This window comes from [Lactobacillus] timonensis, from assembly GCF_900240275.1.
GTDB classification, from domain to species: Bacteria; Bacillota; Bacilli; order Lactobacillales; family Lactobacillaceae; genus Limosilactobacillus; species Limosilactobacillus timonensis.
The window spans coordinates 1,343,301-1,364,564 of the sequence record NZ_LT964761.1; the positions used below are offsets into that span (position 1 = coordinate 1,343,301).

The following is a 21,264-nucleotide window of genomic DNA, read 5'->3' on the forward strand; positions in this document are numbered from 1 at the left end:
TTAATGATAGGGAGTGGTTGATTTGGTTGAAAATTGGCAACGCTTTTTACTGCCATATGAGCAGGCGGTAAATGAACTTAAAGTGAAGCTGCGGGGAATGCGCAAGCAGTTTCAGGACCAGGCACGCCATTCGCCAATTGAATTTGTCACCGGCCGGGTAAAACCAGTCGACTCTATTAAGGAGAAAATGGTTAGGCGACACGTGAGCGAAGACCGGTTGGAAAAAGATATGCAAGACATTGCTGGTGTGCGAATAATGTGCCAATTTGTCGAAGATATCTACGTAGTGGTTGATCTCCTGCGCCAACGAACGGATATGCAAATCCTTGAGGAACGTGACTATGTGACTAACGCGAAACCAAGTGGTTACCGCTCCTATCATATTGTTATTGAATACCCGGTTCAGCTGGTGAGTGGTGAAAAGAAGCTCCTGGCGGAGATCCAGGTTCGAACACTAGCGATGAATTTCTGGGCAACAGTTGAACACTCTCTCAATTACAAGTATCAGGGCGGGTTTCCAGAAGAACTATCTGCGCGACTTCAACGAGCTGGTGAGGCTGCTTTCAAGCTTGATGAGGAAATGTCGGAAATTCGTGAAGAAATTCAGGAAGCCCAAAATATGTTCTCCTATCGTAAACAATCAACGTGGGAGAAACATGAAAGCCACGATCAGGAAAATGATAACGACCAGGCTGGACACCAGGGAGGCTCGCTATGAAAATTGCTGTCGTTAACTATAACGCACCGGAAGCCGTGCGGGTACGTAAAATTATGCTTAAACGATTAGCAACAGCCGGTTTTACGTACGACCAGCAGCACCCCGACCTAGTAATCTCGATTGGCGGGGATGGGACGCTTTTATCAGCTTTTCACATGTACGAGCAGGTACTAGATAAAGTTCGTTTTGTCGGCATCCATACAGGTCACCTTGGTTTTTATACTGACTGGCGTAACTTTGAGTTAGAAGATCTAATCCACAGCTTACAAAAAGACCAGGGGCAAGCTGTTTCGTACCCCTTGTTGAATATTACTCAGCGCTTCAGCGACGGGAGTACCTCGCAGTATGTTGCCCTTAATGAATCGACTATCCAACAGAAGACACGGACGATGGTTTGTGATGTTTACCTCAATAACCGACTTTTTGAGGGGTTTCGTGGTGATGGGCTCTGCGTTTCCACTCCCACGGGTTCGACTGCTTATAACAAATCAGTTGGCGGAGCTGTAATGGATCCGACCATTACTGGATTTCAGGCGGCAGAAATGGCATCAATTAATAACCGGGTTTTCCGTTCGTTGGGTGCACCAATTATTTTGGGCAAGGAAACCAAGTTAACGGTTCGTCTTCATGATGATAGTGATTGCATAATGACTTGCGATCGTCAGACGCTTCATTGGAATCGCAATGAAAAGCACTTGGCTGACATTACTTACCGAGTTGACGACCGGCGTATCAGCTTTGCCAAGTACCGACATACTAACTTTTGGGACCGGGTTCACGAATCCTTTATTGGAGATGTCCAATGAAGTTTGAATGGCGTTATCGGGGAACACAAACTGCGAAGTTACGCACCGTCCTTCGTGGTTTTGGGGCGACTAATTCCTTGTTAAAAGTGGCGGTTTACCATGGTGGTTCAATGGCGATCGATGGTCAATCGGCATGGCTGGTTGATCCGGTTGAACCTGGTCAACAAGTTAGCCTTGTTTTGCCGGCAGAAAAGGCTAATGAACAGGTAGACGCCTGTTCTGCACCCCTTCAGATCGCCTACGAAGACGCAGACTACTTGGTGATTAACAAGCCAGCAGGCGTTGCAACGGTTCCAGCACATAACGTTGCCGTCCAGGATAGCTTGGTGAACAGGGTGAAGTATTACTATCAGCAACACCATTATGAAAATCAGGTGACCCATGTTGCTACACGGTTAGATAAGGACACAAGCGGTTTGGTTATCTTTCCCAAACACCGTTTTGCTCACGCAGTTCTCGACCGTCAACTTAAAAGACACCAGGTAGTTAAACGTTACCTCGCACTTCCCCAGGGGAGGATGACGGTTAAGCATGGGTATATTGACGCTGCTCAGCGACGTGATCCCCAGTCATTTGTCAAACGGTTAGTGGCTGCCGATGGTAAGCCAGCAATCACTGAGTATTGGACACTGCTTGCCAATGACAAATATTCGCTAGTAAAAATTGCTCTTCACACTGGACGGACGCATCAGATTCGAGTTCATTTTGCCTATCTGGGTCACCCGTTAGTGGGGGATGAGATGTATGGCGGACCGCTGTCGATGAGTCGGCAAGGATTACATTGTCGACTTATTAGCTTCTATAGTCCCTTTCAGGAAAAGCGGATTACTGTAACGGCACCAGTGCCGGAGGATATGCAGCGATTAATGAACCGTTTACAGAAATAATTAGGCAAAAAGAAGGGGTCGTGGCATAATCGCTCCTATCTATACTAAAAGTTAACCGGCGGTACAACAATGGCCTCTAACGTTTTGGCAAAGCCGAACGCTAGAGGCCTATTGTTGCTCGCGGGGGCGGCGGATAGCCTAGCTGCGCGTCGTGACGACGAAGTCATAAATGACTTCCGCGTTAGAACCGTTCAAAAACGAAATCATTCTGATTTCTGTTTCACGGTTTGTTACGCTCCCTTTGAAAATTACCCTTGTGGTACTTATTAATAGTGCCAACGTTTGACACAAACGGGTTCTGGACAGGTAACATTTTCTTGGAGAAGAGTAAGACGACCCGTTTGAGTATCGCGACGATAGAGGGTCAGGTTATCAGTATTTTGGTTGCTGGCAACGACGTATTCTCCGTCAGCGCTGAGCTCAAAGTCACGAGGGAAGTCACCAGCAGTGGTAATGGATTGGGTATGCTTTAATGTTCCATCTGGCTGGACAGCGAAGACAGCTAATGTATTTTCGCCCCGGTTAGAGCAATAAAGGAAACGACCATCAGCAGATAGGTGGATAGCCGCGGCACCGTTATGGCTTGTCCAGTCAGCGGGGATGGTGCTGGTGGTCTGCAATGGAGTGAGCTGAGCTGTTGGATGATCATATTTCAGCACTAGTAGCTTGCTGCTCAGTTCCCCAAGAAGGTAGCAGAAGTGACCGTCAGGAGAGAAAGTTAAATGACGGGGTCCAAAACCGGCAGGAGTTTGAAAACGGTTGGTTGCTAAGAGCTGGCCATCACGGTTAATGTTGTAGACTACCACTAGGTCTAATCCCAAGTCGCAGACAATTAACCGTTTATCCGGAGTGAGGTCGGCATAATGGCAGTGGGCACCATCCGCTTGTTCCGGACGCGGACCGGGAATCCCTTGGTGGGTAACCTCATCCGTTTTCGTTAACTTTCCTTGCAAGTCAAAGCGGTAGACTTCGATTGTCGCTTTGTGGTAGTTAGCGGCAAATAGAAAGTGGCGTTGTTCGTCAACACCAACGTAGGCTGGAGCAGGGCCAGGAGTAAGCGACTTATCAACCAGGTGTGCAACACCATTGTTAAGGTGGTAAGCCGCAACCCCGGCGTGGCTATCTTCTTGCCGGATGGCGAAGAGCCGGTTGTGTGAAGCGGTCTGCAGGTAAGCCGGCTTTTGCGAACTGACAATGAGGCGGACATCGCGGAGTTGTTCTTTTTGGCGATTAAGGGTAACTGCGTAGATCCCCTTGCTGCTTTTCTTTGTGTAGGTACCAATTAGAAAATCTTCAGACATGAAGAAACCCCCTTGTGAAATAGTTAACACTATCATAACACGGGGGGAAATTTTGTGGACTTCTTTCTTGTTTTTTTCTTAAGGTAGTGGTATATTCTTATTTAGAAATCGTTTGGTGAGTGACATCGATCAACGTCGTTGGTACTTGCTGAGGAGAACTTCACTAAAGCAGCGTTTCGCCGTGCCCACACCGAGACCCTGCTTTTTTTGTTGCTTAAATACGGAGGAATTATGACCAATCACGTTGTTTTATTTGAGCCGCTTTTTCCTGCTAACACTGGTAATATTGCTCGGACATGTGCCGGTACTGACACTGAACTACACTTGATTAAACCACTCGGCTTTTCAATTGACGATAAACATATGAAGCGAGCGGGCCTCGACTACTGGGACAAGGTCAAGATTACGACCCATGAAGACCTGGCAGAGTTTATGGCAACCTTGCCGTCGCTGGATTGTTTAGCGGTAGTTTCCAAGTTTGCTAGTCGTGATTACACTGACGTTAATTATGATGACCGCCGGGACCACTACTTTTTGTTCGGCAAAGAGACGACTGGTCTCCCAGAAAAATTTATGTTGAAGTATCAGCAACAAGCGATTCGAATTCCACAAGATGACCAGCATATTCGGGCGTTGAATCTTTCGAATAGTGTTGCGATTGTGATTTATGAAGCGCTGCGTCAGCAGGGATTCCCGAATTTAGCACGGGTTCATCACTACCAACATGATAAGCTAAAGGATAATTAAGATTTTAGAAACGGGGACGAATGTTCATGGCAAGACGAAGAAGAAAGACAACGACAAGAAGGAAACCAAGGCGACAGAAGCAAAGTTTTGCTGAACAGCACTTGGCAAATCTCGTTGCGGCGTTAGTGACGCTCCTATTGCTAGTGGGACTTTTTCATCTCGGCGCGCTGGGCACGTTTGTTACCGCTGCTTTTAGCATTCTGGTGGGGCAGACTGCACCAGTGTTGATGGTTATCTGTTTATTTTTTGCAGTAGCGATGATGCTGACTGGTCGCTTTCCCCGAATTAAGGGTCGATTCATTGCTGGTGTGGTTGTTGCTTATTGCGGCTTGCTGTTATTTTGTCACGGACAAATGTTTGATGAGCTCGGCCGGCACAATGATTTTATCCGAATTAGTTGGGACAACATTAACCGGGCCCTGTTTAATGGTGACTCTACTGTCAACACTGGTGGAGGAATGTTAGGAGCGTACCTTTATACTGCTAGCAACTATCTGATCGCTAGAACGGGGACGAAGGTTTTAGCCTGGTTGTTGATGATTGCCGGTATCGTTATCTTTTTTGCCCTCCCAGTGGACAAGCTGGCTGTCGTTTTGCGTCAGTTCTTTGGTTGGGTTCGGCAAAAAGTTGGACAAATGAAAAAGGCCCGTCAACAACGTCAGCCCAAACTCCGGCAAGATACAGAAAAAACGGCCAAGCGAAAACTATCGCAGCCATCAGCAATTGATCAGAAAATTAGCACAACGCGGACAGCTGCTAGTTTGCCAGCTGAGGGAGCTAATCCTCACCCAGAACCGCAAATTAGGATAGCCCAGCCAACAATGAGCCAGGCGCAAGATCAAGCTACAGCTAATGCGGGAGCGGAAAAACAGGAGGACAAAGACGAAGATTTGCCAATGGCCGATACTGAAGAGCAGGCTGATGATGATTATCAACTGCCGCCACTGAGTTTGTTAACGAAGACCCCACCGACAGACCAAAGCTCCGATTTGAAGTTAATTAAAGCCAATACTAAAAAACTCCAGGACACCTTGAAATCGTTCGGGGTGGATGCAACGGTCGAAAATGTTAACCTTGGTCCGTCAGTCACCAAGTATGAGTTGCGTCCCGCAGTCGGGGTTAAGGTGAGCCGGATTACACACTTGGCAGATGACCTGGCACTAGCGTTAGCTGCTCGTGATATTCGAATTGAAGCACCTATTCCGGGTAAATCGTTAATTGGAATTGAGGTGCCAAATAAAAATGTGGCCACGGTCGGCTTTCGTAATATGTTGGAAAGTGCGCCGCATGATGACAGGCCTTTGGATGTTCCGTTAGGACGGACAGTCGCTGGTGACGTGATGACGGCTGATTTAACAAAGATGCCACACTTGCTCATCGCTGGTGCGACCGGGAGTGGTAAGTCGGTAGCAATTAACGTGATTTTAACCAGTATCTTGATGAAGGCTAAACCTCACCAGGTAAAGCTATTGTTGATTGATCCGAAAAAGGTTGAACTCAGTGTTTACAATGACATTCCACACTTATTGACGCCTGTAGTTTCCGACCCCAAGAAAGCGGCGCGCGCGCTTGGCAAAGTGGTTAGTGAAATGGAGAGGCGTTATGAACTATTCTCCAACTTCGGTGTCCGCAACATTAAGGGCTATAACGGCCTGGTCAAACAGCAAAATACTCAGGATCCACAAAAACCGCAGCCATACTTGCCGCTAATCCTGGTAGTGGTTGATGAATTGTCAGATTTGATGATGACGGTCAGTCATGATGTGGAGGATGCTATTGTTCGTATTGCTCAAATGGGACGAGCAGCCGGTATTCACATGATTTTGGCAACCCAGCGACCATCGGTTGACGTCATCACCGGTTTAATTAAGGCTAACGTGCCATCAAGGATGGCTTTTGCCGTATCCAGTGGTGTTGATTCACGGACTATTCTTGATAGTAACGGTGCTGAAAAGCTGCTTGGCCGTGGTGATATGCTTTTTCAACCGATCGACAAGAATAAGCCGGTACGTATCCAGGGAGCTTTTATTTCTGATCATGATGTGGAAGTGGTTATCGACTTTATTAAAAAGGAGCGACCAGCTGAGTATGATCAAAAGATGGTGGTTAGTGATGCGGAAATTAAGCAGGAAGAAAGCGATGATGAAACTGACGAGCTATTTGATGAGGCAGTTAAGTTTGTGACGGGAGCACAACGAGCTTCAACCTCTCTTTTGCAGCGCCGCTTCCGGATTGGCTACAACCGGGCAGCAAGAATTGTTGATGAGATGGAAAACCGCGGGATTGTCGGGCCGGCTAATGGCTCGAAGCCACGTGAAGTTTACAAGAAACCGGCAACAGATTCGACTGACCAGCAGCAATAACTGTTGATGATCCTTGCTAAATTGAATAAATTGAGACAAAAAATTCCCCAGCGTTCTAGTAAGTTCGAACGCTGGGGAATATTATTTACTGACACAATGGCTTTTTGTTATTAATCATTTGTCCATTGTAACTGATAAGTAGACTTATTGCTTATTCCAGGCCAAGGGCAGCGACAGCCCCAAAGATCAGTGAACCAAGCATCGCAATCAGCATTAGCCACACGACAACCATCGTAATCTTTTGAAACCGCGTCCTCTTTTTATGTTGCATAGTGGTTGCTCACTCCATTTTCTTTTCTAACTAAATAAGTCTAACGCACCTGGCGATTGGTTTCAAATCTACTGGTCAATAATATTAAACATGGTAAACTAAGATTATCAAATACTAAAGAACGGGAGAAGTAAGCGTGCTGAAACGTCTCATCTTACAGTTGTTGATTATCGTCATCTGGGTGGTCAGTGAATCGATTGTCCAACGCTTGAGCGGGCCACGTCATCATATACAGGCTCATCGGTTATGGATGATGGCCGCGTTGCTAATGATCTTTACTTTTTGGAATGTTGGACTCTATTGGTTCTGCTACGTCCTAATTGTTTGGATGATCACTGGAATAGGGTTGGCGCTTTATCTTTTTTGGGCTGATCACCAAATTATTTACCACCAATATTGGCCACTTTTCTGGCGGGGGAGTCTCTGGATTGGTGCACTTGCTTATCTGATGTCTTTCTTCTCCCACCAACTGCCACAAGTTTAATTATAAGAAAAAGACCGTCTATTTCATTATTGGCGACCATCTAGCGAACGGATGGTCGCCCTTTTTGTTTCATTTTCGTTTCAAACGTGGGGATTTATTGAAATGGCGTGGTGGAAGGTGGGGGATTGTGGTAGTATAGACATATCGAAGGTCAGAAAGGGGGAGTTGGCCTTGTTTATGGGCGAATTTAAACATTCAATCGATAGCAAAGGCCGGCTCATTATTCCCGCTAAGTTTCGTTCACAGTTGGGCGATCACTTCGTACTGACCCGCGGGATGGATGGGTGCCTTTTTGGTTATCCTCAATCATCCTGGACAAAAATGGAAAAAAAGCTTGATCAGTTGCCGATGAATAAAAAAGATAGTCGAGCATTTGTCCGTTTTTTCTATTCTGCAGCAACTGAATGCGAACTTGATAAGCAGGGACGGGTAAACCTTCCTGAGACTCTGATTGATCATGCGGCAATTAATAAGAAATGTGTGGTCGTTGGTGTTAGCGACCGGTTTGAAATTTGGAGTGCCGAGCGGTGGGCCAAGTTTGCTGAGAAGGCAGCCGCCAACTTTGACGAAATAGCAGAAGAAATGGACTTTGACTTTTAGCAATATGGGTGGTAATTAGGATGACGGAGTTTAACCATGTAACAGTACTCCTTCACGAAGCAGTGAAGGGGTTAAATATTCACCCTGATGGCACTTATGTTGACGCCACCTTAGGAGGTGGGGGTCATAGTTCACTAATTGCTAGCCACTTGTCAAATGGCCATCTGTATTCATTTGACCAGGACCAAACCGCTATTGACTATAACCGGGAGCACCTTAAAGAAGAGATTGCGGCAAAAAAAATTGTCTTGGTAAAGGATAATTTTCGCCACTTAAAAACCGCATTATTAGCTCGTGGTGTTACCCAACTAAACGGGATTGTGTATGATCTCGGTGTTTCGTCGCCACAGTTTGATGACGCAGATCGCGGCTTTTCTTATCGGTCGGATGCCCCGCTAGACATGCGAATGAATCAGCAGCAAAGTTTAACAGCCAAGGTGATTGTTAACCAGTGGCCGTACCAAAAATTAGTTAAGATTCTTTCACGTTATGGTGAAGAACATTTTTCTAAGTCGATTGCTAGAGCAATTGAGCGGCACCGCAAGTCACAGGAAATCGCTACGACTGGTGAATTGGTTGAGATTATTAAGGAAGCAATCCCGGCAGCTGCCCGTCGTCACGGCGGTCATCCAGCAAAAAAGAGCTTTCAGGCAATTCGTATCGCTGTCAATGATGAACTAGGAGCATTGGAAGAATCCTTAGAGCAGGCATTCTCTCTTTTGACTGTTGGTGGAAGAATTGCGGTAATTACGTTTCAGTCCCTGGAGGACCGGCTAGTTAAAACGATGTTCAGGGAACGAGCGTCAATGCCGGAACTTCCACCGGGATTACCGGTTATCCCAGCAGGGATGGAACCTCATTTCAAGTTGGTCAATAAAAAGCCGATTGTACCGGGTGAAGAGGAACTTCACGGCAATCACCGGTCGCACAGCGCAAAGTTAAGAATTATTGAAAAAATAAATTAGGCCAGCATTTAGTAAGGAAAGTGGTTAAGATGGCTTCGAACGCGGCAAAAGACTTGGTTAATCAAACAGCTCCACAACAGGAAGAATGGCAAGCAACGACCGTACAACCGGCGACCCCGGTAGTCTCGTGGCGACAAGAAATTCGTTTATGTGTTGCTTGTGGGGTAGTGCTCCTGGGAATGATGGGGGCAGTGGTTTCAATGAAAATTGCAGTTACCAATGCCAACCACCATCTTCAGGACGTTCAAGCCCGGGTTAGTCGAGTGAGCAATGAAAATGCTAGTGAGCGTCAGGAAATTGCTGAGCTGACTAGTGAATCGCACCTTAACCAGGCCGCAAAAAAGTATGGGTTCAGCGATACTAATACTAGTGTAAGGAACGTTAATAAGTAATGAAAAAACAACCTCGACGGACGACAAACAATGATAAGCAGGCCAACGGAAGACTCTTTGGGATGATCTTTTACTTCCTAATTGCGTTGATGTTTATCTGGTTTGCCGTCCGTTTTGCGCAAATTGGCTTAGTGAAACACGTCAATCACGTTAACCTGCGTTCACGGGCCGCAAAGATTTACAGCCAAAAACAGCTAATCCGGGCAAAACGGGGTGTAATCTATGATGCCAATGGTAATGCCTTAGCACAGGACACTAACCGCTACACAGTTTATGCGGTCCTGGATCACAAGCAAAAGACAACTAGTGGCAAGCCGCTCTACGTGACCGATAAAGCTAAGGCGGCTCGGGTATTGAGCAAGTACTTGCATATTTCTGAAGACCACGCATATCAAACGTTGAATCCTCATAAAAAAGTTTTTCAAGTTGAATTTGGCAATGACGGCGCTAATCTTTCTATCCGTAAGATGAAGCAAATTAAGGCGGCCCACGTAAATGGTCTTCATTTTGTCGCGATGCCTGCTCGTCAGTACCCGCAGGGAGAATTTGCGAGTCAACTAGTGGGACTGGCTACGGCAAAAGAAAATAAACAAACGGGTCAAACTACTTTAACCGGTCAACTAGGGATTGAAAAGGTATTTAATAAGCATCTAACAGGTGAAAATGGTTACCGGACAGCTAAGCACGATGTTTATGGCTACCGTGTTAACCAGAACCGTGGCGGAATTCCTGCTAAAAATGGTGGTGATATCCACTTAACACTGCAAGCTCACCCGCAACAGATGCTAGAAACCCAGCTAAATAATGTTGAAAAGCAGACGAAGTCCTTGTCTATGATGGGAATTGTGATGGATGCCCGGACGGGGAAGATCATCGCTGCGACACAACGACCTGATATGTATTCTGGCAACCCGGTTTGGCGGAATATGATGGTTCAGGACACATATGAACCTGGGTCGACAATGAAGGTCTTAACTCTTGCCGCAGCGATTGACTCAGGCCATTTTAACCCCGATGCAACTTATAACTCTGGGGAATGGACACTTGGTGGCGGTAAGATTACTGACTGGGTGCAAACTGGTTGGGGCGCTATTACCTACCGGGATGCTTTCTACCGTTCCAGTAACGTTGGTTTCGCTCATATTGAACAAAATATGGGAAGCAAAGTTTGGCATTCTTATATCCATAAATTTGGTTTGCTGAAGCCCGTCAACGTCAGGGGAATGAATCAGGAAAGCAACGGGTTTACCACGTTTAAGGGTGCGTTAACCCAGGCCAATACCGCTTATGGTCAGGGGATTACGGTCAATGCCATGCAAATGATGCAGGCCTTCTCCGCGGTTGCTAACAACGGTAAAATGATGAAGCCGTACTTTATTAAATCCGTGACGGAAGCTAATGGTAAAGTGGTTGATAAGGGGAAGCCAAAGGAAGTTGGCCACCCTATCAAGGCCAGCACGGCAAAGCAGGTCCGCAAGATGATGGTCGGTGTCGTCGAGGATAAACACGGTACTGGACAGGCTTACAAGATTGATGGACAACACGTTGCGGTCAAAACCGGGACGGCACAGATTGGGACAGCCCATGGTTACGCAAACGGACCAACTAGTTATGTTTATTCCGTTGTTGGTATGGCGCCAGTTAACAAGCCCCGCTACGTCGTTTACCTGGTAATGCGTCAACCACAAAAATTGCCACAACCAGCCGAATCAGAACTGGCAACTATTTTCAAACCACTGATGTCTTACCTGATTCAACGGCAACAGGTTGGTAGTTCTGCTCGACAGGGTCTGGTCAAGATCAGCAATTATCAAGGAAGAAATGCTACTGACGTGCAAAATGAATTATCTGGTAAGCACTTGCAGCCAGTAGTAATTGGCACTGGTAAACATGTGAAAAAACAGTCACTTTCTGCGGACGAAAAGGTAATGGTCAACTCACGGATAATCCTTTATACTGGTGGGACGGTGAAGATGCCATCGCTGACCAACTGGTCGCAGGCTGATGTCGTCCGGCTCGGACGTTTACTGGGAATCAAAGTTAAGGTTCATGGTAGTGGTTTTGTTAGTGAGCAGAGCATTAAGGAGAATAATACTGTCCACCTGGGACAGACGCTGACGGTGACATGCAAGCCACGTTAAATAATTCGTAATTCAATTTGGTAAGAGGAGGAGAACAATGTTAGCAATTTTAGCAATGGTCGCTGCCTTTTTGATTACCTACTTGGCGATGCCATCGCTGATTAGGTATTTCAGGTCAAAAAAGGAAGGCCAGCAGATTAGGGAAGACGGCCCTACCTGGCACGCCAAAAAAGCAGGGACACCAACAATGGGTGGCATTCTCTTTATTATCGCGGCAGTTGTTGCCAACCTAATCTTTGGAGCCTTGATGGGGTTAGTGAATAACACAGCTTGGGCACTGATTTTTACCCTGGTGGCATTTGGCCTTATCGGGATGGTTGACGACAGCATTAAAATTTTTGAGCACCGTAACGAAGGTTTTACTCCACGACAAAAGGCACTTTGTCAGCTAATTGCTGCTTGTGTCTTTACTGTCATTTACCAGCATGAAGGCTTTCAAATGGGTTTTGGTAATATGCAGCTTGGCTGGTGGTATGGTTTGTTCATCATCTTTTGGATGGTTGGTTTCTCCAACGCGGTAAACCTGACTGATGGCCTTGATGGACTGGTAACCGGTTGTGCAATTATTTCATTTGCGGCTTACCTGGTGATTGCCTTAGTCAACGGGCAAAAAGAAGTTGCTCTGTTCTGTTTTTCGATCATTGGTGGATTATTAGCCTTTATGCGCTATAACCACAAGCCTGCTAAGATTTTTATGGGTGACATGGGTTCCTTGGCCCTTGGTGCTAGTTTGGCAGCAGTTGCTCTTTTACTTCACCACGAATGGTCACTGTTGTTTATCGGAATTATTTACGTGATTGAAACGGCAAGTGTAATTCTTCAGGTGATCTCGTTTAAGACCACTGGCAAACGGATCTTTAAAATGACACCTATTCACCACCACTTTGAATTACTTGGTTGGAGTGAGTGGAAGATCGACATTACTTTCTGGACTATTACGTTTATCAGTTCGGCAATTACGGTTGCGGTTATCTGTTTGGGTTAAATGATGGAGGCTTATAAATTGCAGCAAGTTGATAAATATCAGGGCAAAAAAGTCCTTGTTGTTGGGTTTGGTATTAGTGGAATTAACGTTGCCCAGTTATTAGTGAAATTGGGTGCTCAGGTTACTGCCAATGACCAGAAGGATGATCAGAAGACGGCCGAAAAGCTTCAGCAAATGGGTGTTAAAACGATCGTTGGCAGCAACCCGCTGAGCCTTGCTGATGAAAATTTTGATCTGGTAGTTAAGAACCCCGGGATTCCCTATGATAATCCGTTAATCGCCCGCTTTGTTCAACAGCAAACCCCGATTATTACGGAAGTGGAAGTTGCCAGTGAGATTTTTGCTGGTCACTTAATTGGCGTTACCGGAAGTAATGGGAAGACGACGACCACGACGCTGATCGCGAAAATGATCAAACAAGCCCACGGTGGTGAAGTCCACTATGCCGGAAATATTGGTGTTCCTTTTAGTAAGGTGGCTGAACAAAGTGGTGATCAGTCAACAATCGTTGCGGAACTTTCTAGTTTCCAGCTGCTGGGAGCACCACATATTCATCCCCATATTGCGGTAATTACTAATATCTTTTCCAATCACTTGGATTACCACAAGACGCGTGAAAACTACATTAATGCAAAACTCAATATCACCCGTAACCAGACAGCTGACGACTATCTGATAATCAACTGGGACCGAGAAGAATGGCAGCAAATTGCGCGTCGTTCGCCAGCAACGGTCATTCCGTTCTCACGAGAAAACAAGAGTCAGCGCGGGAGCTACGTTAAAGATGGCTGGATTTACTGGCGTTCTGAACGGGTAATGGAAGTTAAAGACATCAGACTGATTGGTCCCCAAAACGTGGAGAATGCTTTGGCGGCAGTTGCTGCTGCTAAACTTAGTGGTGTTGACAACCATAGCATTCAGGAAGTCTTAACCACCTTTAGCGGTGTTCGCCACCGCTTACAGTTTGTGATGGAACACGATCAACGGCTGTTTTATAACGACTCCAAGTCGACGGATATTGAGGCGACTCAAGTGGCCCTTCGTGGGTTTGACAAGCCAGTTATTCTGCTCGCTGGTGGTCTCGATCGTGGGTATACATTTGAACGGCTGGTACCTGACTTTAAAGAACACGTGAAAGCAATCATTGTCTTTGGGCAGTCGGCTGACAAAATGGTAGACGCCGCTAACCAGGCTCATATTCCGGTGATTAAGCGTACTGAGAATTGTATTACTGCCGTTCCAATTGCCTGGGACCTGAGCCAGCCTGGAGATGTTATTTTACTGTCGCCAGCCAATGCTAGTTGGGACCAGTTCCCAAGTTTTGAGGTACGCGGCGATAAGTTTATCAAAGCAGTGGAAAAACTAACTGGACAAAAGGAGCAGCAATAAGATGAAGTTAATGGTTTCCGGTGGGGGTACCGGTGGACATATTTATCCGGCCCTTGCCCTGATTGAAAGGCTCAAGCAGGTTGACCCCACAACCGAGGTTTTGTACGTGGGGACTACGAGGGGGTTGGAAAATAAAATAGTTCCGGCTGCTGGCATCAAACTGGAAACAATGCCAATGCAAGGGTTTCAGCGAAAAATTTCATTGTACAATTTTAAAACTGTCTACCTGTTTCTTAAGGCAGTGAGCCACGCCAAAAAATTAATTCGTGACTTTCAACCTGACGTGATTCTCGGCACTGGCGGCTACGTTAGCGGGGCGGTGCTGTATGCTGCAGCAAAGATGGGGATTCCCACCGTTATCCACGAACAGAACAGCGTTGTTGGGATTACTAACAAGTTCTTAAGCCGCTACGTGGATGAGATTGCGATTGCCTTTGAAGCAGCACGCACTCAGTTTAAACATCAAAGAATTACTTTGACTGGTAACCCGCGGGCCCAGCAGGTCGCTGCTAACCGCGACAGTGACTACTCTTGGACTGAAATGGGCTTGTCCGACGACCGGCCAACAATGATGATTTTTGGTGGCTCCCAGGGTGCTCCGAAGATCAACAAGAGTGTTGTCCAAGCCATTCCAGAATTTAGCAAACGCGATTATCAGGTGGTCTTTGCAACGGGGCAAAAACGGTACCAGGATGTTGCCAAGCAGCTTGCTGGGATCAAAGTGGGTGATAATGTCAAGGTCGTGCCCTACATCGACCAGATGCCACACAAGCTGCCAAAGGTGGCTGTCCTAGTTTCACGAGCAGGAGCCACGACAATTGCGGAAGTCACTGCTCTTGGTGTTCCGACAATTATGATTCCGAGCCCCTACGTTACCGCTAACCACCAGTTTAAAAATGCTCAGGCGTTGGTCAAGAAAAAGGCAGCGCTGATGATTACAGAAGATCAACTCGATGGTCGGTCCTTACTCGTCCAGGCTGACCGACTGATGAATAACGAGGAGCTGCGTCAGCAAATGGCGGAGGCCAGCAGGAAGTTGGGGCACCCGCAGGCGAGTGATGAGTTAATTGCTGTTTTGAAAAAAGCCATTGCAGACCACCAACATTAAAAGGAGGAGTTTCCGGTGAGTAAACAACAAGACGATAACCAGCGTTTTTCTCGCCGGCTCTCTGAACTAGCGGCGCGTGGTGTTAAGAGTGCACAGCACATTGAGGAACATGCGCAGCAGCACATTAGTGCGGAAGCAACCCAGCTAAACAAGGTTAGACGAATTACCAACCGGCACCGCTTGTTGAGTATCTTGATCCCGTTTTCTATCGTTCTGATTTTTGCAATTTACATTGTTTCGCCACTGAGCCAGGCGAAAACCGTGCAAGTGGTTGGTAATGATGAATTGACGAAGGAAGCGGTAATGAAGGCAACGGGCGTTCGTCCAGGTCGTTATATGTATGGGTTAATTGACCAGCAACAGAAAGTGGAAAATGAGGCCAAAAAAGCTAACCATCAGCTTGCGAGTGTCAAGATCAGACTTGTCGGATGGCGGAAGTTGCGTGTTACCGTTACCGAAAATAAGATTCTTGGTTTGGTAACTATCAATGGCAAACAACGTTACCTTCTGACAAATGGTTCCTGGGCACCCGTTAGTGGAACGGTACCAAATGATGTTACCTACGAGAACTTTACCGGACACGTGACGGCACTGCAGCAGACAGCTCGTCAGCTTGGCCGCCTGCCAAATCCCATTCGGCATAGTATCTCTGCTGTCAGGTATTCACCAACGAAGGTTAATCCACAACGAATTAAGCTTTACATGAACGATGGTAATACCGTGTTGGTAAAACGTAGCAGCTTAGCGGAAAAGATGAATTATTATCCTTCCATTGCTTCACAGATGAGTGGTAATGGGGTGGTTGATTTGCAGGTTGGTGCCTATTCTTATGGTTATGGCGATAAGGCCAAATAATCGTCACATAAAATGAATGAATTGGGCACTTTTCAGCTCAGTATTTGTGGTAAAATTAAAATTAAGTTTATCAAACGCATTCATATATTGGTGTTGGTGAACAATTATTTGTTATTTTAGGAGGGTTCCGGATGGACAATTCGAAAATCTACGTTGGGTTAGATATTGGAACCACCTCGGTTAAAGTTATTATTTGTGAGAACGTTAAGGGCCAGCTGAAAGTTGTTGGTGCTGGTGTAGAACCATCAAGTGGACTCAGCCGCGGTGTCATTGTTGATATTGATCAGACTGCAAGGGCAATTTCCCGAGCGGTTGACAAGGCGGCATCCCAGTCTGATGTCAAAGTAAGTAGTGTGGTGGTGGGTTTACCGGCTAACTACTTGCAGATGAAGGACGTTCATGGCATGATTACGATTGCCGAGAAGGGGCAATCACACGAGATTATCAACCAGGATGTCATTGACGTGGCAAAGTCAACCCTGTTGCAAAACGTCCCAACTGATCGTGAAATCATCGGTTTGGTTCCACGCGAATTTACCGTTGATGGTTTTGACGGCATTAAGGATCCGCGGGGAATGGTAGGGTCACGTCTTGAAATGCAGGCCCTCCTGTATAGTGGCCCGACCACTGTTGTTCATAACACCAAGAAAGCCGTAGAACAGGCTGGTTTGAAGATTGAAGACTTGGTTGTGGGTCCAATTGCCACTGGGTTTAACTTGCTGACTGACGGTGAACAGGATTTTGGGACCCTGGTAATTGATATGGGTGGCGGCCAAACGACCGCCAGCATTATCCACGACCACCAATTGAAGTACACTTCTGTTGATCCAGAAGGTGGTTACTATATTACTAAGGATATTTCGACGGTTTTGAACACTTCACTACGTGATGCTGAAAAACTGAAAAAGGATCATGGGTTCGCGGATAGTTCACGAGCTGATGAGAATATGATGCTGGATGTTACGGTTGTCGGTAAAGATAACCCCGTTGAATACAGCGAAAAGTACTTAGCAGAGGTTATCGAAGCCCGTGTTCGTCAGATCTTCCAGCGCATTAGTGACCGCCTTGACTCTATTCGGGCACCAAAGCTGCCAGGCGGAGTGGTTCTGCTTGGTGGTGCAGCCGTGATGCCGGGAGTAGCTGAACTCGCTAGCGAGTACTTCTCTGGCAAGGTAAAAGTTTACCGGCCAAAATTGATGGGGGTTCGTCATCCCGGTTTTGCAACGGCATTATCACTGGCACTTTACGAAAGCCGGTTGAGCGATGTTGAGCAGCTGATTAAGCAGACTGTCCAACAAGGCGAATCTGGCAGTCACCAGCGCCGAGCAGTGGCTGCTAGTCAGAAGCCGGCAAGCGGTCAACCACATCACCGAAAGCACCGTTTATCAATGCCACATCGTTCAGAAACAACGCAAAAGAGCGAAACAGTACAAGCCGATAGTGACTCACCAAAGTCATCAAATCGCAAAAAAGAGGGCGGCCTTAAGTCGTTCTTTAGCAACTTCTTTGATTAGGAATCGTGGAGGGAATTTTTGATGGATTACGAAGCAAGTAACAAAGCAGACGAGATTAAAGGTGCTCAACTGAAAGTTATCGGTGTTGGTGGCGGTGGTGGCAACGCCGTCAACCGAATGATTACCGAGAAGGTTTCAGGTGTTGGCTTCATTGTCGCTAATACTGATATCCAAGCACTGGATGGCTCAAAGGCTGCAACCAAGATCCAGTTAGGACCTAAGCTGACTAAGGGACTTGGTGCTGGTTCTAACCCGGAAGTGGGGACAAAGGCTGCAGAAGAAAGCGAATCAGAAATCACCAAGGTTCTGGATGGTGCTGACATGGTTTTCGTCACTGCTGGTATGGGTGGTGGTACCGGTACTGGTGCTGCTCCTGTAGTGGCAAAAATCGCCAAGGATTCCGGGGCATTGACAGTTGGTGTCGTTACCCGGCCGTTTGCATTTGAAGGACGCCGTCGTCAACGGCTGGCAAGTGAAGGGTTGGAAAAGCTGAAGAAGAACGTTGATACCATGATCGTCGTGGACAATAACCGGCTTTTAGAAACCATTGATAAAAAGACATCAATGATGGATGCCTTTAAGGAAGCCGATAATGTTCTGCGTCAGGGTGTTGAAGGAATTTCAGATTTGATTACCAACCCTGGATACATCAATTCTGACTTCGCTGACATTCGCCATACGATGGCTAACCAGGGTAGTGCCTTAATGGGAATTGGTTCTGCTAGTGGTGAAAACCGTGCAGCGGAAGCAACAAAGAAGGCTATTTCCTCGCCACTGCTTGAGGTATCAATTGATGGTGCGCAGCATGTCTTGATGAACATCACCGGGGGCAAGAACCTTGGGCTGTACGAAGGACAGGAAGCTTCAATGGTTATTCAGCAGGCTGCTAGTTCAGATGTTGATATTACCTTTGGTACCACGATTAATGAAGACATGGGTGATGAGGTCAAGGTTACGGTTATTGCCACTGGGATTGATGGTAAGAAGCAGCGTCATGTGGAAACTGCCCCAGTTACCCAGTCTACTGATAGTGACCAGCAAGCTGCTCACAATTCTGAAGATGCACAGCCAGAAGAACAACATACTGATCCGTTTGCGGGTTGGACTGACCCAACTGCAGAAGACCACAATGATGATAATGAATTCAAACATGTTGAAAAGCCTGAATTCAATGTCTTTAACGGCGATTCCAGTAGTGTTGATGGTGGTGACAGTGATGACAACTTGTCAACACCACCGTTCTTCAAGCATCGTAATAACTAGTTTGATCAGCGATAGTTGCTTGTAGAGCGTGACAGTAAGGCTTAAGAAGGGCTACTGTCACGCTCCTATTGATTTAAGGAGGCTTTATGATGGCAGGTTTTTTAAGTAATTTCTTCGGGACCGATGATGCCGCTTATGATGAACCAGCAGCGCAGGTTCCGACAAACAATAGTGATAAGGTTATTTCCATGAATGGGCACCAGGCAGCGATTACTAGCAGTAAAATTGCGATTTATCAACCGCGACTGTACAGTGATGTTCAAGAAATTGCTGATGAATTACTGTCCCACCGGGCAGCAGTGGTTAATTTTAGTCAAATGGATGTCGCAACTGCTAATAAGGTGATCGATTTTCTTAATGGGACTGTTTATGCTATTGATGGCGAGATTAAGCGTGTGGGGGAACAAATTTTTCTCTGCACTCCGCACAATTTTGAAGTGGAAGGTTCCATCAAGTTTAATAATTCTGCAAACGAAAGCGACAACCTTAAGTAAGAGAAAGCGGGGAGAGTAACGCCGTGATTGGATTTATTGTCTGGACAATTAATCAATTAATTAACTTGTATATTTGGGCGATTATTATTTGGTGCTTACTATCGTGGTTTCCTGGTGCTCGCAGTTCGAGTTTAGGTGGGTTGTTGGATCGACTGGTTCGTCCATATATGGACTTTTTTGACTTTATTCCGCCCCTTGGCGGGGTCAGTTTCTCGCCAGTTGTTGCTATCGGTGTCTTATACTTGGTTCAGTATGGCGTTCGGGCACTGGGAGCAGTGCTCCACCAGTTCTAAGAAGGAGAGGTGTTTGGTGTGGATTCGGATAACGTTAAACAGCATTTTCGTCCTGACGAAGCACCATTTATCGATCAAGTACAAGGATGGTTAGCAACAGCAACGAATGAGTATCGACCAGTGCTGACAGACTTTATGAATCCGCGTCAATGCTATATTGCCCAGACATTAACTAATCGACAGGATGAGGTCAACATGGCCAGTAATGGTGGATGGAATGGGGCAGAAATGCGTCGCCTTTTGTTTTATCCGCGCTATTATCAACCCCTGTCAGCTGATTTTGATATTCAATTGTTGACGATTAGCTACCCGGTCAAATTTACGGAGCTCCACCACCGCCAGGTTCTGGGCACGCTGATGAGTGCAGGAATAAAGCGAACAACTTTTGGCGACATTTTGCACCAACAGGAAAGTTGGCAACTACTGGTGGATAGTAAGATGACTAATTACCTCAGACAACAGGTAACTACCATTGGGCGGGTCCACGTGAAGTTGTTGCCCATTTCGTTTGACGACATTGTCCAGCCAGAAGATGATTGGGAAGAACTAACAACGACAGTCTCTTCGCTTCGGGTCGATAGTATTGTGGCGGCAGCGTTTAATTACTCCCGTAACCGAGCTAAAACGGCCATTGAACGAGGATTTGTCCGGGTTAACTGGGAAGAAGTACAACGACCTGATTATTCGCTGGCAATTCATGATCAGTTGTCCGTCCGTCATGCAGGACGAATTCGGGTTAACGCGGTCAACGGGATAACAAGAAAAGGTAAAATTAAAACGGTCCTGAACGTGATCAAGGCCGGTAAGTAATATGGAGGGTTAAAATGACGTTAACGGCAGATGATATTAAGAACAAACAGTTTGATAGTAAGATGCGAGGTTATGACCGCAGCGAAGTCGATGATTTTTTGAAGTCGGTTAGCGAGTCAATCACGGCATTAACCGATCAGAACCGTCAACTGGCTGAAGAAAACCAGACGGCTAAGGAACAACTGCGTTACTTTACTGAGATGAAGGATTCACTAAATAAGTCAATCCTGGTGGCCCAAGAAGCAGCCGATAAAGTTAAAACTAACGCTAAACGTGAAGCTGAAATCATGGTTCGTGAGGCCCAGAAGCAGGCAACTGACATTGTTGCTGAAGCAAATAGCAAGGCTAACCAGGTAATCGAAACCAGTGCTGACGACACGAGAAAACTGACTACTGAGACTAACGACCTCAAAAAGCAGACGCGGATCTTCCGTCAACGACTTCAAGTGATGTTGGAATCACAGCTGGAAGTTGTCAAGAGTAAGGATTGGGATACATTACTAGCCAATGACGATCTGAGTAAGTATGACGAAATCCAGAAGATTCTTGGCAGCCGTCTTGACAAGGATTCTTCAAGCAGTGTACAATCATCTCCATCAAGCCAGCCAACGGCCGACAATAAGTCAGTGGCAGATGCACAGCCCAGCAGTGAGGAAAAAACACCGGCTGCTTCGACTTCGACGACCGCTAGTCAACCGGCACAGTCGGCTGATGCGGGGGAAACGGTGGTCATCTTCCCGGATGACGACCAAGCCAAGTAGCTGGTAGCATTTTCGTTAACAAAACGATGACGGGAAAAGCGGGTGTTGAAGTGCCCCTTCAGCGAGCTAACGGTTGGTGTGAGGTTAGCAGTGGGTTTCAATGCTAGATCATCCCTG

The 21,264-nt window shown here is 46.5% G+C and carries 22 protein-coding genes and 1 other annotated feature (1 of these 23 cut by a window edge); of the genes, 20 read left to right on the top strand and 2 right to left on the bottom strand.

Going from position 1 to position 21,264, the window contains the following annotated elements; genetic code table 11:
- Positions 1-22: 22 nt before the first annotated feature.
- From C1710_RS06520 to C1710_RS06530, 3 genes are read left to right on the top strand one after another with little or no spacing between them, the layout of a single operon-like run.
- The gene (locus tag C1710_RS06520; RefSeq protein WP_102281216.1) at positions 23-718 is read left to right on the top strand and encodes a GTP pyrophosphokinase; all 696 of its coding nucleotides are present in this window, start codon (positions 23-25) and stop codon (positions 716-718) included.
- Positions 715-1,524: an NAD kinase gene (locus C1710_RS06525; RefSeq protein WP_102281218.1), complete on the top strand. Its 810-nt coding sequence runs from the start codon at positions 715-717 to the stop codon at positions 1,522-1,524. Before C1710_RS06520 ends, C1710_RS06525 begins: the two co-directional genes overlap by 4 nt.
- Complete coding sequence (locus C1710_RS06530) at positions 1,521-2,411, top strand: RluA family pseudouridine synthase (protein WP_102281219.1); 891 nt, start codon at positions 1,521-1,523, stop codon at positions 2,409-2,411. The genes C1710_RS06525 and C1710_RS06530 overlap by 4 nt, the downstream gene beginning before the upstream one ends.
- Positions 2,412-2,677: 266 nt before the next feature.
- On the opposite strand, the gene C1710_RS06535 is transcribed toward C1710_RS06530, so the two are convergent.
- Entirely contained in the window at positions 2,678-3,712 is a 1,035-nt protein-coding gene (locus C1710_RS06535) for a lactonase family protein (protein ID WP_102281221.1), read from the bottom strand.
- Between the two features lie 231 nt (positions 3,713-3,943).
- Between C1710_RS06535 and C1710_RS06540 the strand changes: the two genes are divergently transcribed.
- Both C1710_RS06540 and C1710_RS06545 read left to right on the top strand, forming a co-directional pair.
- Entirely contained in the window at positions 3,944-4,459 is a 516-nt protein-coding gene (locus C1710_RS06540) for a tRNA (cytidine(34)-2'-O)-methyltransferase (RefSeq protein ID WP_102281223.1), read from the top strand.
- Positions 4,460-4,485: 26 nt separating this feature from the next.
- Positions 4,486-6,822, top strand: a complete 2,337-nt coding sequence (locus tag C1710_RS06545) for a DNA translocase FtsK (protein WP_102281226.1) — start codon at positions 4,486-4,488, stop codon at positions 6,820-6,822.
- A gap of 151 nt (positions 6,823-6,973) precedes the next feature.
- Here the strand turns inward: C1710_RS06545 and C1710_RS06550 are convergent, their stop codons facing one another.
- The gene (locus C1710_RS06550; protein ID WP_102281229.1) at positions 6,974-7,093 is read right to left on the bottom strand and encodes a DUF4044 domain-containing protein; all 120 of its coding nucleotides are present in this window, start codon (positions 7,091-7,093) and stop codon (positions 6,974-6,976) included.
- Positions 7,094-7,229: 136 nt separating this feature from the next.
- Between C1710_RS06550 and C1710_RS06555 the strand changes: the two genes are divergently transcribed.
- From C1710_RS06555 to C1710_RS06625, 15 genes are all read left to right on the top strand, one after another.
- A complete protein-coding gene (locus tag C1710_RS06555) occupies positions 7,230-7,577 on the top strand; it encodes a hypothetical protein (RefSeq protein WP_102281234.1) in 348 nt (115 codons plus the stop codon).
- Positions 7,578-7,748: 171 nt separating this feature from the next.
- Positions 7,749-8,177 (top strand): division/cell wall cluster transcriptional repressor MraZ, encoded by a 429-nt coding sequence (gene mraZ, locus C1710_RS06560; RefSeq protein WP_102281238.1) that lies wholly within the window; start codon positions 7,749-7,751, stop codon positions 8,175-8,177.
- A 20-nt stretch (positions 8,178-8,197) separates the two neighbouring features.
- Positions 8,198-9,142: a 16S rRNA (cytosine(1402)-N(4))-methyltransferase RsmH gene (gene rsmH, locus C1710_RS06565; RefSeq protein ID WP_102281241.1), complete on the top strand. Its 945-nt coding sequence runs from the start codon at positions 8,198-8,200 to the stop codon at positions 9,140-9,142.
- A gap of 29 nt (positions 9,143-9,171) precedes the next feature.
- A complete protein-coding gene (locus C1710_RS06570; RefSeq protein ID WP_102281242.1) occupies positions 9,172-9,534 on the top strand; it encodes an FtsB/FtsL family cell division protein in 363 nt (120 codons plus the stop codon).
- A complete protein-coding gene (locus C1710_RS06575; protein ID WP_102281243.1) occupies positions 9,534-11,675 on the top strand; it encodes a penicillin-binding protein in 2,142 nt (713 codons plus the stop codon). The genes C1710_RS06570 and C1710_RS06575 overlap by 1 nt, the downstream gene beginning before the upstream one ends.
- A gap of 37 nt (positions 11,676-11,712) precedes the next feature.
- Positions 11,713-12,660: a phospho-N-acetylmuramoyl-pentapeptide-transferase gene (mraY, locus tag C1710_RS06580; protein ID WP_102281245.1), complete on the top strand. Its 948-nt coding sequence runs from the start codon at positions 11,713-11,715 to the stop codon at positions 12,658-12,660.
- Positions 12,661-12,678: 18 nt separating this feature from the next.
- Entirely contained in the window at positions 12,679-14,049 is a 1,371-nt protein-coding gene (gene murD / locus C1710_RS06585; protein ID WP_102281246.1) for a UDP-N-acetylmuramoyl-L-alanine--D-glutamate ligase, read from the top strand.
- A gap of 1 nt (position 14,050) precedes the next feature.
- On the top strand, positions 14,051-15,157 hold the full coding sequence (gene murG, locus C1710_RS06590) for an undecaprenyldiphospho-muramoylpentapeptide beta-N-acetylglucosaminyltransferase (RefSeq protein ID WP_102281248.1): 1,107 nt from the start codon (positions 14,051-14,053) through the stop codon (positions 15,155-15,157).
- 15 nt (positions 15,158-15,172) lie between these two features.
- Positions 15,173-16,012 carry a cell division protein FtsQ/DivIB gene (locus tag C1710_RS06595; RefSeq protein ID WP_102281249.1) on the top strand — a complete coding sequence of 280 codons (840 nt, stop codon included), beginning with the start codon at positions 15,173-15,175 and terminating at the stop codon, positions 16,010-16,012.
- A 131-nt stretch (positions 16,013-16,143) separates the two neighbouring features.
- On the top strand, positions 16,144-17,526 hold the full coding sequence (gene ftsA, locus C1710_RS06600) for a cell division protein FtsA (RefSeq protein WP_102281251.1): 1,383 nt from the start codon (positions 16,144-16,146) through the stop codon (positions 17,524-17,526).
- A 21-nt stretch (positions 17,527-17,547) separates the two neighbouring features.
- Entirely contained in the window at positions 17,548-18,789 is a 1,242-nt protein-coding gene (gene ftsZ / locus C1710_RS06605; RefSeq protein ID WP_102281252.1) for a cell division protein FtsZ, read from the top strand.
- Between the two features lie 86 nt (positions 18,790-18,875).
- Positions 18,876-19,283: a cell division protein SepF gene (locus C1710_RS06610; RefSeq protein ID WP_102281255.1), complete on the top strand. Its 408-nt coding sequence runs from the start codon at positions 18,876-18,878 to the stop codon at positions 19,281-19,283.
- Positions 19,284-19,306: 23 nt separating this feature from the next.
- Positions 19,307-19,576, top strand: coding sequence for a YggT family protein (locus C1710_RS06615; protein WP_180961325.1), 270 nt, complete (start codon positions 19,307-19,309; stop codon positions 19,574-19,576).
- Between the two features lie 18 nt (positions 19,577-19,594).
- Positions 19,595-20,386 (top strand): YlmH family RNA-binding protein, encoded by a 792-nt coding sequence (locus C1710_RS06620; protein ID WP_102281256.1) that lies wholly within the window; start codon positions 19,595-19,597, stop codon positions 20,384-20,386.
- Between the two features lie 14 nt (positions 20,387-20,400).
- On the top strand, positions 20,401-21,147 hold the full coding sequence (locus tag C1710_RS06625; protein ID WP_102281258.1) for a DivIVA domain-containing protein: 747 nt from the start codon (positions 20,401-20,403) through the stop codon (positions 21,145-21,147).
- 17 nt (positions 21,148-21,164) lie between these two features.
- Positions 21,165-21,264 (top strand) — a binding site (T-box leader); it runs 108 nt beyond the window's last position.